Here is a 13,328-nt window from a genome sequence, read left to right on the forward strand (position 1 = left end):
CGCCCTGCCCCGGCGCCGCGACATTGCCCGAAACCTGAGCTCCCACCCCCGGCCGGCGCCTCGCACCTCTGCCCGTGCCATGAACCGCACACACCGGGAAGGGGGTGCGTCGCGGATGTGGCCGTGGGGGCGGAAGAAGAAGGAAAGGGAAGCGGCGCTCGCGCGGTCCGAGGCCGCGCTACGGGACGCGAGGGCAGGTTTCTACGAGGTCGAACTGCACGCGCGCCACATGGAGTTCGTCACTGATGAGGCGCGGCGTATGGTGAACGAGGGCATCGGCCTCGCCAAGGAGCCCTTCGACGAACTCTTCGAGTCCGGCGCGCGGGGTCTCGCCAGTCTCGACGAAGCCTTCGTCACCCACTTCGAAGATCTTGACGCCCAGACGCCGCTTGGGCGGCACGGGACCGCGGAGGAGCTCGACCGGGCGGCGCTTGTCCTCGCCGACTGGGCGGAGCAGTTCGAGGAATACCTCGGAGCCCGGATCGCGAACAAGGGGCGACCGACCGCCTCTTCGACAACCTTGCCGCCTTCCGCACCGTGTGTTCCCCGCTCATGCGGACGGCGGTCGACACTCTGGAGACCGCCCGCGAGGAGCTGGCCGCGCTCGCGGCCGAGGGGGGCACCAGCCGCCCGCTGAAGCGCGTCCTCCGGGAGACCGGGGCTTCCCTGACCCGGCTCAGGGAGGGGACACCGGGACCGAGGGCCGCGAGAACGTCGCCTCCTTCTTCCGCCGGCTCCATGCGGAGGCGGAGGACATCCGACGGCGGATCCGCCTTGCCCGCCCGCTGGCCACCGCCTTCGGCGAAAAGCCGACAAACGCCTCCACCTGAGGCCCTCGCCGTCCGCCTGCGCGCGGCTCCTCCAGGGCGTGGTCGGCACCCGTGCCGGAACCGCTTCGCTGACCGTCACCCCGACGGCAGTCGGATCGATCGTGCCCTACGTGTGATCCCGGGGCGTCAGAATGATGCGATGGACCATCACTTCGTTGGCATCCAAGAGTTGACCCGCGTTCCCCGCGTTGCTGTCGTCATCGACGTCATGCGCGCCTTCACTGTGGCAGCCTGGGCCTTCTCGCGTGGCGTCGAGAGGATCGTCCTTGCCTCGACGGAGAGTGAGGCACTCGCCTTGAAGGAGAGCCACTCGGGTTGGCTGGCTTTGAAGGACGGAGCTCCAGCAGCGGGCTTCGACGCGGTGAACTCACCCGGCTTGCTCAGGTCATGCGACGTCGCCGGCCGCACGCTGGTGCAGAAGACAACGGCAGGGACCGTGGGCGCGCTGGCCGTCGCGAACGCACCGCTGGTCCTGTGCGCGAGCTTCGTGGTGGCCGGCCCGACCGCGCGGTTCCTGCAGAACAACGATTCCGGCCCCGTGACGTTCGTTGTCACCGGTGACGGAGGCCAGGCCGACGAGGACCTGGCCTGCGCCGAATACATTGGTCGATCCATGGCCGGTGGCGATGTCGAGGAGGCCCCGTATCTCCACCGCGCACGGACTTCCCGTGCCGCGGCCGATCTCGCCGGTGGGCGGCGGAGTGGATACCACCCGGACGATGTCGATCTCTGCTTGGAAATCGACAGGTTCCCGTTCGCGATGATGGCTCGCCAGGAAGAGTCCCTCACGGTACTCCGTCCCGTTGCGGTGCCTGACATGCCGTCCAGCCTCCGCTGACCTGCTGGAACCTTGGACGTCCGTGCGGCGGAGCTGTTACCGCCGCCGCCCATACGTCCGGGCGGCGGAGCTGTCACCGCCGCCGCCCTCCTCATCGGGATCCGATCACGACTCGGCGGGCAAGAGCGCGGCGATTTCACCCAGTACCCGGGCCGCCGGTGCCGGGTCGACCAGCCACTTCAGGTGGCTGCTGGTGAGCGTACGGACGTCGTAGGGGTTCTCCGGTGTCAGTGCGTCGCCCTCGCGGATCATCCGGTCCTGCATGGCGAGCGGCACGCTGGTGTCCTCAGCCAGCCGGACGTACGTCCTGGGGATCCGCCCCCAGCTGTCGGGCTGCGCCCGGTCATCGGGTGTGCCGACGTCGAGGTTCTCGTCGGGCTGGAAGGTGTTGAGGAAGACCATGAACTCGTCGTCCGTCGCGTCGGCGAGAAAAGCCGCTTTGAAGGCCGAGAGGACGCCGGGGTCGGCGGTACGGAAGTTGGAGCGCAGCAGTTCGAGCTCGGCAGGGTTCCCGACCATCGCCGATGCCAGCCCTGTGGCGTCGATCGTGGCCATCTCGGGCTCTGCGTAGTAGGCGCTGACGTCGAGGTCGACGGGGCACCAGGCGGAGACATAGACGATGCGGTCGATCAGGTCGGGCCGCCGGTTGGCTGCGACGGTGGCCGTCATGCCGCCGCGGCTGTGTGAGACGAGGATGACGGGCCCGTTCCGCTTGGCCCGCTCCAGTATCCCGATGAGGTGCGCGGCGTTGTCGGCGAGCGTGACACCCTTGATGGCCCCGGGCGCGGTGGCGAGCCCTCCGAGATCCTGCGGCGCCTGATAGGCCCGTGGGTACGTCGCGGCGAACCCGTGCCCCGGAAGATCGACGGCGACCGAACGGTGTCCGAGGAGGCCGAGTTCGGCCTGGAGCGGTGCGAAGGAGAAGGAGTTCGCGAAGGCTCCGTGAACCAGTACGAACGTCGGTTGCATCTGTCTACACTCACTTTCTTTTCCTCTACGGCGTCGACGGCACGCGGCGCCCGTCCCTCGACCGCGAACCACATCGTCGCCGAGGGACGAGACATCGCCCTGCGGCGCATCATTCAGCCGCAGAGACGTCTTCTTACATGGCAGGCGTCAGCGGTCGAGCGCGGAGTCACGAAGGCAGCGTGCGAACGGCTGCCCACTGTCCGGTGATCCACACTACTCAGCGAAAGATCATCCGCACTACCCGGACGAGCCCGTGCATGTGGGCCGCCAGATCGAGGGCGGTGCGGGCGACCTCGTAGCACTGGCGGTAGTGACTTTCCGTCAACTCCGGTGGATTGTCCACCAGCTGCTCCCGCGTCAGCTCGTGGAACGGCCCTGGTTCCGAAGAACGTTCACAGCCCTGTCGAAGGCGGAGTCCCTCTTCTCGTCGAACTCCTCCTCGGTGAAGACCGGCTCAGCGAGGTGGGGCGGAATGCCCGTGCCGTCGAAGGTCCTGCCCGAACGGGTCAGGAACTCCTCGTTCGGCAGCCAGGCCGACATGCCGTTGGGGAGCTTGCGCGCCATGAAGTCCGAGAAGACGCCCTGTGTGGGCTGCCCGATCCGGACCGTCCTGCCGGGCCGGTTCATGAGTGCCTGGGTGAAGGTCTCACCCGCGCTGATGGTCGAGCCGCCGGTCAGCACGGCGACCGGCCCGGTGTAGCGGGGACCCTGGGCGGGCGTCACGTCCACGGGCTGGGGGCGAGTGTGCCGGGTGGCGTCGGCAGGGTCGTTGCGGGCCCTCTTGGAGTAGGCGACGTATGGGGTGTTGGTGAGACGCTCGGCGATGTGGATCCCCAGGGCGTCGGAGCCGCCGCCATTGATCCGCAGGTCGATGATCAGGCCCTTCAGGCTCTGGGCGCGTTCCCGGCTGACGACCGTATCCAGCGCCCCGTCGAGCTCGGCCAACTGCGCCGCGTAGGAAGCCCCCTTGCCCGCGTACCCGGCGAAGCCGGAGATCCGCAGATAGCCCTGCCCGGCGGGAAGATCGGCGTAGGTGATCCGCCCGTGGGCGAAGTCCTGGATGTTCCGGGCCTTCTCGAGGTCCCGTTCCACGATGAACTGCTTGACCTTGGCGTCCAGTTCTCCGTTGGGCATGACGGTGCCGGGGCGGACCTGGTGGAAGGCGCGTTCTCCGTCCTTGACGACGACGTGGGCGTCGTAGAGCGGCTTGACCATCTCGCTGAAGACGGCGAAGAGTTCGTCCCTCGGCGTGTCGGCACGCACCTTGGCGCGGTGCTGATCGCGGACCTTGTTCCAGTCGACGCCCTTGGACGCGAAGAACGGGTAGTTCTCCCCGAAGGTCTGCCAGAAGACGTCGAAGGTCGTCAGGGAGTCCTTTGCCGTCGGGCTCGCGCAGACGTCGGGCAGCGCCGGGATGCGCCGGAGGCTCCGACGGCCGACGTTGCCGGCCTCGCGCATGGACGCGTGGTCGCGGTCTTCCTGGGCGCGCACGGTCAGGACGGTGCCGTCGGCCATGGTGTAGGTGCCGGGGCCGGTCCGCTGCGCGGAGTCGCCCGCGAGGCAGCTGACGGCGGTGGTCTGGTACTCCTGGAGGGTTCCGTTCCGGATGGACAGCACTATGCCGTAGCCGTCCGTTCGCCAGAGTCCGTCGGTGGGCGGCTGTTGGGCGGTGGCGGCCGGAGCGGCTCCGCCGGCGAGGGCCAGTACGACGGCGGTGGCCGTGACGATGCGCACGATCTCGTCTTCTCTGTAGTCGACTTGCTCGGGACAACCCCACAGTCGCGGACGGGGCGATCTCCCGGCCATCCGGCTGTCCGGTTGATCAAGGGTGGGGCCACCCCCACCCGAGGCCACCCCGCCCACCCACCCACTACCGGTAGTACCCCGGACGTTCTCCGCATGGCCGGCAACGGGTACCAGTCGCCTGTGCGCGAAGGCGGACGGGACGTCAGACAGGATGCTTGACGGCCACGGCGAGCGTGTCGGCGCTCGAGGTGCGTGCAGCGGTGGCGGGCATGGATGGGTGGAACCTGGCCGAACTCTGGTTCTCGGAGCTGATGGGCGAGCGGATACGGCGACGCGTCCACAAGCCGTGCCAGGTGCTGGAGGAACCCATTCGCAAGTGGACCAACTCACGGATCAGATAACCGAGTTCATCTACTCGGAGGCCCCATGTCGTTCACGCCGTCGATGTCGCCCTCCCTGCCGGATCGTGGGCGACCGTGGTGCGCCACCGTGTGGCCGAAAGGGAGTCCTTGACTGTCCGTGCAGGACGGCCCCGGGTGGCGAGGCTCCGCCCGTATCGCGGCCCGGCCAGTGTGGCGGCGCAGATGCTGGACGGCTGAAGTTGAAATTGTTCATTCAGGATCTTGATGTCTGTTCACCTCTATGCCAGATTCGGCGCAGCACCACCTGGCTCAACGGCGGCGGGTCAACCCGATTCGCCGGAATCGCTGCGGGGAGAGGTCACCAACATGCCGGTCCAACACGCCCCTGGGGAACGACTCGCGATGGAGCGACGCACCATCGAGGTCATCCCGGACGCCGAGCGGCACGGCACGCCGCGCAGCCAGTTCACACTGTGGTTCGGCGCCAACATGCAGATCACCGCGATCGTCGACGGCGCGCTGGCGGTCGTCTTCGGCGCCGACGCGCTGTGGGCGATACCCGCGCTGCTGATCGGCAACGTGCTCGGTGGCATCGTGATGGCGCTGCACTCCGCGCAGGGGCCGCGGCTCGGCGTTCCGCAGATGATCTCCAGCCGCGCGCAGTTCGGCGTGTACGGCGCGATCCTGCCGCTGCTGCTGGTGATCCTCATGTACCTCGGCTTCGCCGCGACCGGCAGCGTGCTGGCCGGGCAGGCGGTGTCCGAGATGCTGCACATCGACAACACGGACGCAGGCATCCTCATCTTCGGCGCGCTGACGGCCGTGGTCGCCGTCACCGGCTACCGACTCATCCACATCGCCGGCCGCATCGCGACCGTCGTCGGTGTGCTCGGTCTCGGCTACCTGATGGTGCGGGTGTTCACGCAGTACGACGTCGGCGCGCACGTCGGCATCAAGGGCTTCGAGGCGGCTACCTTCCTGCTCGCCGTGGGACTGGGCGCCGGATGGCAGCTGACCTTCGGCCCGTACGTCGCCGACTACTCGCGCTACCTGCCGCGCGACACCAGCACGCGCGCGACGTTCTGGTCGACGTTCGCCGGTTCCGTCATCGGCTCCCAGTGGGCCATGACGCTCGGCGCTCTCACCGCTGCCGTCGCGGGCAAGGCCTTCCTGCCCGACCAGGTCGGTTTCCTCGGCGACCTGGCCGGCCCGGTCTTCCTCGCGTTCCTCATCTACCTCGTGATCGTGGTCGGCAAGCTGACCGTCAACTGCCTGAACGCGTACGGCGGTTTCATGTCGATCCTGACCACCGTCACCGCGTTCGACGGCCGCTCTCGCATCTCGGCCGCCGCACGCGCCGCCTACATCGTCGGCTTCGTCGCGGTGTCGATGGTCATCGCGCTCGCCGCCAGCGACGACTTCCTGACCAACTTCAAGAACTTCGTGCTCCTGCTCCTGATGGTGTTCACCCCGTGGAGCGCGATCAACCTGGTCGATTACTACCTGGTCTCCCGCGAACGCGTCGACATCCCCGCCCTGTACGACCCGGACGGCCGCTACGGTCGCTGGAACGCCGCCGCGCTGACCTGCTACGTCGTCGGTGTCGTCGTACAGATCCCGTTCCTGGCCACCAAGCTGTACACCGGCGCGATCACCAAGAAGCTCGACGGCGCCGACGTCTCGTGGATCGTCGGGCTGATCGTCACCTCGGTCCTGTACTGGCTGTGGGCGAGGCGCACCGCCAACCCGCCCGCCGAGACCATCCACCCGGCCTCGGCCGAGGGCGGCGACCGGGCGACGGCCCCGGTCGGCTGACCCCGGGCACCCCGCCGGCACGACATCCGCCCACAGGGCGGCCGCGTCGGGTGCGAGCGCTGCGAGCGCTCCGCCCGGCGCGTCGTCGCATCCGTCCCCCTACAAGGCCGGCCGGACGGCAGAAGACGTCCTTCAGCGCCCGCCTGCCGGCGGGGGAGGGCGAACTGCGCGGTGATGAGGGCGCGGCCGGCATCCAGGCAGGCCAGGATCCGAGCGCAGAGCAAGTGGGGGCAAGAATTGCAGGGACAGGCCGACGGGGTGAAGCTGAGACTCCACCGCTTGAAGTGGAGCAGTCAGCCATGGCCAAACCGGTCGTCGTCGGGGTGGACGGCTCGTCAACGAGTCTCGCCGCCGTGGGAGCAGCCGCCACGGCAGCATCTCGGCGCGGTGCGGCACTGCGTGTGGTCCATGCCGAGGTTCCGATCAAGCCCAGACACGTGGTGCCGGATCCGGCCGGCAGGGCGTTGGTCCAGGAAGCGGCGGACCATGCCTTCGACGTGGCTCCTGAGGTGGTGGTCACCAAGGTCGTGGTAACCGGTGACGTGGTGCACGTGCTGGAAGCCGAGTCGCGGGCTGTGGACCTGATCGTCGTCGGCTCCAGGGGCATCGGGGGCATCGCAGGCCTGCTGCTGGGATCCACACCGGTGTCCTTGGCAGCCCGCAGCCACTGCCCGGTGATGACGGTCCGCGAAAAGCACCGTACCTCCGCTGACACGGGACCTGTCGTACTGGGAGTCGACGGCTCCCCGGACAGTGACGAGGCCGTCAACGTCGCCTTCGCCGAAGCCGCGCAGCGCCAGGCTGAACTCGTGACCGTTCACGCATGGCAGCCGGACAAGGCTTCGCCCGGCACAGACTCCGAGTCTGCGGAGCAAGTGCTGGCCCAGGCGATCGCCGGTCGCACGGACACCTATCCGGACATCGCCGTGGGACGCGACCCGGTGGTCGGCACAGCGCGTGAAGTCCTGCTCGAGGCGAGCAAGGATGCTCAGCTACTGGTTGTCGGAGCCCGCGGGCGCAGCGGCATTGCCGGACTGTTCCTGGGCTCGGTCAGCCAAGCCGTGATGACCCACGCACACTGCCCCGTCGTCGCCGTTCGCAGGACGACGCGAGCAGCCTGAGAAGGAACGAGGTTCGGGGCCGGCCGGCGAGGTCTCAGGGAGTGGCCAGGGCGGGGGTGTCGAACGGGTCGTAGTGGATGCGGTCCGCCGACGTTCCGCCGCTCATGAGCGTCTCTCTGGCGGACGTGACCATCGGGGCCGGACCGCTGAGGAAGACATCGTGGTGGTACCACGGTCCGTACTCGGCCAGAACCTGCGGCAGAGATCCCTGGATCCCGGGGATGTCCTCGTCGGAAATCGCGCCCCTGACCGAGAGCCAGTGATGCCGTTGTGCCATGCGCAGCATGTCGTCCATCCCGTACAGCTCGGCACCGGTGCGGGCGCCGAGGAAGAGATTCACCTGGTGCCTGCCGCCGCGGCGGGCGACCTCTTCGATGAGCGCGCGGATGGGGGCGAGGCCGGTGCCGCCGGCCACGCAGAGCAGGTCGCTGTGGACGGCGGCGTCCAGGATCATGTCGCCCATCGGCGCGCCCAGGTGGACCACGTCGCCCGCAGCTGCCCGGTGCACCAGCGCATTGCTGACCGAGCCACCGGGCACGGCCCGTACATGGAAGGTGAGGATGCCGTCCTCGCGGGGCGCGTTGGCGGGGGAGTAGTAGCGCCACTGCTTGGGATACCAGGGGGTCTCGATGCTGACGAACTGACCCGCGGCATGCTCGTAGGGCATGTGGGGATGCAGGGTGACCTCGGCGATGCCGTGCCCGCAGGGGACGATACGCACGATCGTGGCCGGCCAGACGGCGGGCCGTTCCTCCGCGTCCTGTTCGGCAGCGCTGATCATGACGTCGGCGACTGCCCCGTACGCCTTGGTCCAGGCGGCTGCGATGTCTTGGGTCCAGGCGGAACCGGCGTAGCGGGCCAGTGAGGCGAGGAGGCATTCGCCCACGGCGGGGAAGTGTGCCCGCAGCGCCCCGAACTTGCGATGGTCACGCCCGAGGTGTCCGCAGAAGCGGACCAGGTTCTCCGGATCGTCGACCAGATCGACGATGCGCAGCAGGGCGCGCAACAGGCGGCCGCGCTGGGTGTCCATCCCCGGCGGGAACATCGGCCGCACCTCGGGGTAGCGGGCGAAGAGGATCGCGTAGAAGTAGACCGTCATGTCTGCGGCGAGTGGCTCGACCACCGAGACGGAAGCACGTATGAGATCTATCTCGTGGGCCGACAGAGGCGTCTCGGTGACCTCTGGCTCATCGATGTGCTCGGCCGGGGTGGGTGCCGGATCCTCCGGATGCGGGACCACGGGCGTGCTGCCTTGGCGTCTGATCCGGAACCTCAAGGGACCAGAGCTCCATCGCCCGGTATTCGAGACGGCCGGACCCGGGCGGACCGCAGGGTGGCCGCATCGATGGCGCGGCGCCCCCGATGGGCCCTACGGGCGAAGACTTCACTGGCAGGCATGGGTCCCCAAGACGGACGTGAGCATCGAAGCGGACTGAGCAGCTCCGGACGCTACCTGATCACGGAGGTACTCAGAAGTAGCCAAGGGACGCATGAAGCGGTCGATCCCTCACCTTCGACTCATCCATCTGCGCCACGATCTCGTTGTACGGCGCGTCATGGCCGATCGCGATGACGGCGCGGGTCATGGCGTCGCCGACGGTCGCCGTGGCGCGAAGCGGCATCGCGGTCTGCAGGAAACGGTGGGGATCTACAGGCCGCTGCCATGGTGGGCGTACAGGTCCAGCAGACGTACACGGGCGGAGAAGAGACGGTGGGCGAGCATCTGCCCGACGACGTGACCCAGCGCGGAGCCGAAGCTCGGGTCGGCGTCCATCATCATCCTTACCGTCACGGCGTCGAACTCGTCCGCTCGCACCCGCGTCATGGCCTCCGCCCCGAAGTGCCAGCGGTACGGCTCGAACAGCCACGACCAGCCGAGCAGCTCGCCGGCACTGACGCTGTCGATCACTGCCGGCCGCTTGCCGGGCACGCGGACGTCCAATGTGACCGTTCCGGTCCGCATGATCCAGAACCGATCGGCGTACCCGCCTTCCTCGAACAGTCGTGTTCCTTCGGGGAAGTCCACCGGACGAGCCTGCTGCAACAGGCCGTCGCGATGGTTGGCGGACAGAGCTGCGGTGAACCGTGGGGGCATTCGAGTGCTCATCGGGGGCCTCCTCATCTGCGTCCGTTTCCAGTCTCCCGCTCATGCCGAGTACGCGGGGAAGGCCGGATGGTCCTTTCTCCGCACCCCTTGGTTGCAGGCGCGGGCAGCCGGATGACGCCAGATACTGCTGGAACGGGCATCCAGCCACCGTGCGGGCCCCGGCAGGGCTCAAGACTTCGGTCACGTGCTGAGAAGGCATTCGGTGGTCCGGGCGTGGGATGCACTTTGATCTGCGGGATCATGCTGGATGGCCGGCCGCTTCCATTCTTCAGACGTCCCTCGGATGGCGCTACATGCGATCAACGACCGAACGGGCGATCATGGACGTGTCGGCCACACATATCCGGCGTCCCCTGGTGGCGGCGGTCCGGGCATGTGCTCTGCAGCCCCCTTGGCGGTGTTGCCTGTGCGTCCAAACAAGTCCCCCAGAGGTCGACGGGAAGCCCGTCCGGGCGGACCTCCCGCCGGTCGACACCGCGCAGCCGGAAGTGGACCCGTCCTGGGACCCGCTGCTCAGCGCGAAGCTCTCGATCCCGGTGACCGCTCTCCGGTGCGTGTGCAGGCCCGGCAAGACGACTCTGGTCGCGGGACGTGGGCGCGTACGACAAAGGAGCCCGGGCCCCCGAAGACCGCATCCGCATCGCCATGGGCCGTCAGTGATCCACGGCGGCACGCCGAGGAGAACGATCATGGACTATCCGCTGCTGAACGTGTTCTGGACCGTCATGTGGGTGTTCCTGTGGGTGATGTGGTTCATGCTGCTCTTCCGCATCATCGGCGACATCTTCCGGGATGACTCGATGAGCGGCTGGGGCAAGGCGGGTTGGACGGTCTTCGTCGTCGTCGTGCCGTTCCTCGGCTGCTTCGTGTACCTCATCGCCCGGGGCAAGGGAATGGGTCAACGCGAGCTGAACCGGGCACGCCAGAACGAGCAGGAGTTCCAGGAATACATACGGGCGGCCGCCGTCGCGAGCGGCGGGACGACCGATCACGCCGCGGCGCTCGGCAAGCTCGCCGAACTCAAGAACCACGGCGACATCACGGCCGCGGAGTACGAGCAGGCCAAGCAGAAGGTGCTCGCCGGCTGATGGAGGGGGAAACTGGCGCACGGCCGGGCCGAGGAAGCCGGCATCGCCCTGCCGCCCGTCACGGCAAACCGCCACCGCCCACGTCGCCGCACTCCGCGTCGCCGGCATCTTCATCCGGTTCGCGGGGGTGATCCGAACGGCTCAACCCGCCATGTGGCCAACCAACATGGTCAGAGCGACACCAAGCGTTGCGCCCAACAGCAGTGCGGTGACACCAGCCGACCGGCCGACGCCCTGATCGAACGGAACGCTCGGCACAACCTTGTGAAGACCAGGCGCCACCACCACGATCAGACCGAAACCGACACCGAGGCGCCAGTACGTCCCGCCCGAGCACGCAGCCTGGAAACGCCCCCCGCAGCCGCTCGGTTCCAAGGCGAAGCCTGTCACCAAGAGAAACAACGCGCTGGCGTACACCGCGCCGAACAACATCGATGTGCCGAAGTCGATGCGCCGCAATCTGCCGGAGCTGCCGCCGTCATCTGCCACGTCGCCCCCCTAAAACGACTCGTGGAACCAAGCGCGTGGAGTCTAACGCCCGGCTTGCGCGGGTCATCAAGGATGGCGGCCCCTCTGATCCGAAGGAACTCCCCAGCGCTGGCAGCCGAGCCAGTCGCGGCCTGAACCTCGCCCCACGAGTCCTGCGTGATCCAGCGACCCGGCAGCCCAGAAACTGGTTCAGGGTTTCCTGAATTCAGGAATCTATGTACTGTCAGGGTGTGTTGACTCTCGCTACCGACATCGAGGCTCTGGCGCGGTTCGGCCGCGCCCTGGCCGACCCGATCCGCTGCCGCATCCTGCTGAAACTGCAGCAGGGCCCTGGCTACCCCTCCGACTTCGCCGACGCCCTGGGGATCTCCCGTACTCGGCTGTCGAACCACCTGGCGTGTCTGCGGGACTGTGGCCTCGTCGTCGCGATCCCCGACGGACGCCGGACCCGCTACGAACTCGCCGATGCCCGGCTCGGGCACGCGCTGTGGGACCTGCGGTCGGTGGTCCTGGCGGTGGACGCCGACAAGACGTGCGTGGACGCGGAGACGGAGGGCTGCTGTTGATGAGCGCCATATCTCTCGGTCCGTCACCCGCCCGCCGCGACGCGCTTGCGCGGCGCATACGGTTCCTGGTCGCAGCGACGATCACCTACAACGTGATCGAGGCGATCGTCGCGATCACCGCCGGGACGATCGCCTCGTCGACCGCGCTGGTCGGCTTCGGCCTGGACTCGGTGATCGAGGTGTCCTCCGCCACCGCGGTCGCCTGGCAGTTCTCCGCCCGCGACCACGCCGCGCGCGAGGCAAGGGAGAAGAGGACGCTGCGGATCATCGCCGTCTCCTTCTTCGCACTCGCCGCGTATGTCACTGTCGACGCGGTACGTGCGCTGACCGGTACAGGCGGGGCTGAGTCGTCGGTGCCGGGCATCGTGATTGCCGCGCTGTCTCTGGCGGTCATGCCGTTCCTGTCTGCGGCGCAGCGCAAGGCGGGGCGCGAGTTGGGCTCGGCCTCCGCGGTCGCCGACTCCAAGCAGACCCTGCTGTGCACCTACCTTTCCGCCGTCCTGCTGGCCGGCCTGATCCTCAATGCGACGCTCGGGTGGTCCTGGGCCGACCCGATCGCAGCCCTGATCATTGCGGCCGTCGCAGTGAAGGAGGGCATCGACGCCTGGCAGGGCAAGGGCTGTGCCTGTGGTCCCGTGCCGTCACTGACCGAAGCAACCACCAGCGCGACGACACGTACCTGCGGCACAGACGACGAATCATGCTGCTCTGCCGACAAGACAGGGGTGACAACATGACTGCGTGGGCCTGGTCGGCTCTGGCTCTGTTCATCGGGTGGGCGGTGACCGCCTTCGGGATCCGGGCCGTGATCCAGGCCCGCCGGACGGGCGACTCCGGGTTCCGCGGCATCAGCGGCCGTCCCGGCTCCGCCTCCTGGTGGGCTGGGATCCTGTTCGTCCTCGCGCTCCTCGGCGGCGCCGCCGCCCCGATCGCCTCCATTGCCGGCCTGCCCGTTGGTCTCGGCACCGAGTGGCCCGTGCTGCGCTGGACGGGGCTGGTGGCCACCATCGTTGGGATCACTGCCACTCTGGCGGCGCAGAGCGCCATGGGAGCTTCGTGGCGGGTCGGTGTCGACGCCGCCGAGCGGACCGCCCTGGTCACCACAGGGATGTTCGCGAGCGTGCGCAACCCGGTGTTCACCGCGATGACCGTGACCGCGATCGGCCTGGCGCTGATGGTGCCCAGCGTGGTCGCCGGTCTCGCCCTGGCCGCTCTCGTCACCGCCGTCCAGCTGCAGGTGCGGATCGTTGAAGAGCCCTACCTCCGCTCCGTGCACGGAGCGGCGTACGACGCGTACACGGCCCGGGCCGGACGTTTCTGGCCCGGGATCGGCCGCCGCGCCGTATGACCGGCGAGGGCCGGTGGCGGGCGCTCCAGGGGTGTCTGGGTAGCATCGC

16 protein-coding genes are annotated in these 13,328 nt (G+C 68.3%); 9 read left to right on the plus strand and 7 right to left on the minus strand.

The annotated features are described in order from the left end of the window. Nucleotides 1–79: 79 nt before the first annotated feature. Both ACZ561_RS04595 and ACZ561_RS04600 read left to right on the plus strand, forming a co-directional pair. On the plus strand, nt 80–637 hold the full coding sequence (locus ACZ561_RS04595) for a hypothetical protein (RefSeq protein ID WP_470989626.1): 558 nt from the start codon (nt 80–82) through the stop codon (nt 635–637). Between the two features lie 332 nt (nt 638–969). Continuing rightward, nucleotides 970–1,668, plus strand: a complete 699-nt coding sequence (locus tag ACZ561_RS04600) for a 2-phosphosulfolactate phosphatase (protein ID WP_470989629.1) — start codon at nt 970–972, stop codon at nt 1,666–1,668. 105 nt (nt 1,669–1,773) lie between these two features. On the opposite strand, the gene ACZ561_RS04605 is transcribed toward ACZ561_RS04600, so the two are convergent. The 3 genes from ACZ561_RS04605 to ACZ561_RS04615 all read right to left on the minus strand — a co-directional run bounded on the left by ACZ561_RS04605 (nt 1,774) and on the right by ACZ561_RS04615 (nt 4,371). Next, nucleotides 1,774–2,637, minus strand: a complete 864-nt coding sequence (locus tag ACZ561_RS04605; protein WP_470989632.1) for an alpha/beta hydrolase — start codon at nt 2,635–2,637, stop codon at nt 1,774–1,776. A gap of 217 nt (nt 2,638–2,854) precedes the next feature. After that, complete coding sequence (locus ACZ561_RS04610; protein ID WP_470989635.1) at nt 2,855–2,980, minus strand: hypothetical protein; 126 nt, start codon at nt 2,978–2,980, stop codon at nt 2,855–2,857. Between the two features lie 14 nt (nt 2,981–2,994). Further along, the gene (locus ACZ561_RS04615; RefSeq protein WP_470989637.1) at nt 2,995–4,371 is read right to left on the minus strand and encodes a S41 family peptidase; all 1,377 of its coding nucleotides are present in this window, start codon (nt 4,369–4,371) and stop codon (nt 2,995–2,997) included. A 281-nt stretch (nt 4,372–4,652) separates the two neighbouring features. Between ACZ561_RS04615 and ACZ561_RS04620 the strand changes: the two genes are divergently transcribed. From ACZ561_RS04620 to ACZ561_RS04630, 3 genes are all read left to right on the plus strand, one after another. Further along, nucleotides 4,653–4,784, plus strand: a complete 132-nt coding sequence (locus tag ACZ561_RS04620) for a hypothetical protein (protein ID WP_470989640.1) — start codon at nt 4,653–4,655, stop codon at nt 4,782–4,784. A gap of 363 nt (nt 4,785–5,147) precedes the next feature. Next, on the plus strand, nt 5,148–6,560 hold the full coding sequence (locus ACZ561_RS04625; protein WP_470989642.1) for a purine-cytosine permease family protein: 1,413 nt from the start codon (nt 5,148–5,150) through the stop codon (nt 6,558–6,560). 299 nt (nt 6,561–6,859) lie between these two features. Further along, nucleotides 6,860–7,681 (plus strand): universal stress protein, encoded by an 822-nt coding sequence (locus ACZ561_RS04630; protein WP_470989645.1) that lies wholly within the window; start codon nt 6,860–6,862, stop codon nt 7,679–7,681. Between the two features lie 34 nt (nt 7,682–7,715). Here ACZ561_RS04630 and ACZ561_RS04635 read toward each other — a convergent pair whose 3' ends face one another. From ACZ561_RS04635 to ACZ561_RS04645, 3 genes are all read right to left on the minus strand, one after another. Then, nucleotides 7,716–8,921 (minus strand): globin domain-containing protein, encoded by a 1,206-nt coding sequence (locus ACZ561_RS04635; protein ID WP_470989649.1) that lies wholly within the window; start codon nt 8,919–8,921, stop codon nt 7,716–7,718. A gap of 229 nt (nt 8,922–9,150) precedes the next feature. After that, entirely contained in the window at nt 9,151–9,303 is a 153-nt protein-coding gene (locus ACZ561_RS04640) for a hypothetical protein (protein WP_470989652.1), read from the minus strand. Nucleotides 9,304–9,329: 26 nt separating this feature from the next. Further along, nucleotides 9,330–9,788 (minus strand): cyclic nucleotide-binding domain-containing protein, encoded by a 459-nt coding sequence (locus ACZ561_RS04645; protein ID WP_470989655.1) that lies wholly within the window; start codon nt 9,786–9,788, stop codon nt 9,330–9,332. A gap of 689 nt (nt 9,789–10,477) precedes the next feature. Here ACZ561_RS04645 and ACZ561_RS04650 point away from each other — a divergent pair. Next, complete coding sequence (locus ACZ561_RS04650; protein WP_470989658.1) at nt 10,478–10,876, plus strand: SHOCT domain-containing protein; 399 nt, start codon at nt 10,478–10,480, stop codon at nt 10,874–10,876. A gap of 141 nt (nt 10,877–11,017) precedes the next feature. Here ACZ561_RS04650 and ACZ561_RS04655 read toward each other — a convergent pair whose 3' ends face one another. Continuing rightward, nucleotides 11,018–11,365, minus strand: coding sequence for a hypothetical protein (locus ACZ561_RS04655; protein WP_470989661.1), 348 nt, complete (start codon nt 11,363–11,365; stop codon nt 11,018–11,020). A gap of 230 nt (nt 11,366–11,595) precedes the next feature. Here ACZ561_RS04655 and ACZ561_RS04660 point away from each other — a divergent pair, with 230 nt between their 5' ends. The 3 genes from ACZ561_RS04660 to ACZ561_RS04670 are packed head-to-tail and all read left to right on the plus strand — an operon-like array spanning nt 11,596 to nt 13,279. Then, nucleotides 11,596–11,931: an ArsR/SmtB family transcription factor gene (locus ACZ561_RS04660; RefSeq protein ID WP_470989664.1), complete on the plus strand. Its 336-nt coding sequence runs from the start codon at nt 11,596–11,598 to the stop codon at nt 11,929–11,931. Continuing rightward, nucleotides 11,931–12,668: a cation efflux transmembrane domain-containing protein gene (locus ACZ561_RS04665; RefSeq protein ID WP_470990067.1), complete on the plus strand. Its 738-nt coding sequence runs from the start codon at nt 11,931–11,933 to the stop codon at nt 12,666–12,668. Before ACZ561_RS04660 ends, ACZ561_RS04665 begins: the two co-directional genes overlap by 1 nt. Further along, nucleotides 12,665–13,279 (plus strand): methyltransferase family protein, encoded by a 615-nt coding sequence (locus ACZ561_RS04670; RefSeq protein ID WP_470989667.1) that lies wholly within the window; start codon nt 12,665–12,667, stop codon nt 13,277–13,279. The genes ACZ561_RS04665 and ACZ561_RS04670 overlap by 4 nt, the downstream gene beginning before the upstream one ends. The last annotated feature ends 49 nt before the right edge of the window (nt 13,280–13,328 follow it).

The sequence above is a fragment of the Streptomyces sp. NPDC039609 genome (assembly GCF_055596705.1).

What these genes read in the sequence shown, in the direction of transcription:
- ACZ561_RS04595 (WP_470989626.1), top strand. Translation starts at nt 80, where the DNA reads ATGAACCGCACACACCGGGAAGGGGGTGCGTCGCGGATGTGGCCGTGG.
- ACZ561_RS04600 (WP_470989629.1), top strand. Translation starts at nt 970, where the DNA reads ATGGACCATCACTTCGTTGGCATCCAAGAGTTGACCCGCGTTCCCCGC.
- ACZ561_RS04605 (WP_470989632.1), bottom strand. Translation starts at nt 2,637, where the DNA reads ATGCAACCGACGTTCGTACTGGTTCACGGAGCCTTCGCGAACTCCTTC.
- ACZ561_RS04620 (WP_470989640.1), top strand. Translation starts at nt 4,653, where the DNA reads ATGGATGGGTGGAACCTGGCCGAACTCTGGTTCTCGGAGCTGATGGGC.
- ACZ561_RS04625 (WP_470989642.1), top strand. Translation starts at nt 5,148, where the DNA reads ATGGAGCGACGCACCATCGAGGTCATCCCGGACGCCGAGCGGCACGGC.
- ACZ561_RS04630 (WP_470989645.1), top strand. Translation starts at nt 6,860, where the DNA reads ATGGCCAAACCGGTCGTCGTCGGGGTGGACGGCTCGTCAACGAGTCTC.
- ACZ561_RS04640 (WP_470989652.1), bottom strand. Translation starts at nt 9,303, where the DNA reads ATGCCGCTTCGCGCCACGGCGACCGTCGGCGACGCCATGACCCGCGCC.
- ACZ561_RS04645 (WP_470989655.1), bottom strand. Translation starts at nt 9,788, where the DNA reads ATGAGCACTCGAATGCCCCCACGGTTCACCGCAGCTCTGTCCGCCAAC.
- ACZ561_RS04650 (WP_470989658.1), top strand. Translation starts at nt 10,478, where the DNA reads ATGGACTATCCGCTGCTGAACGTGTTCTGGACCGTCATGTGGGTGTTC.
- ACZ561_RS04665 (WP_470990067.1), top strand. Translation starts at nt 11,931, where the DNA reads ATGAGCGCCATATCTCTCGGTCCGTCACCCGCCCGCCGCGACGCGCTT.
- ACZ561_RS04670 (WP_470989667.1), top strand. Translation starts at nt 12,665, where the DNA reads ATGACTGCGTGGGCCTGGTCGGCTCTGGCTCTGTTCATCGGGTGGGCG.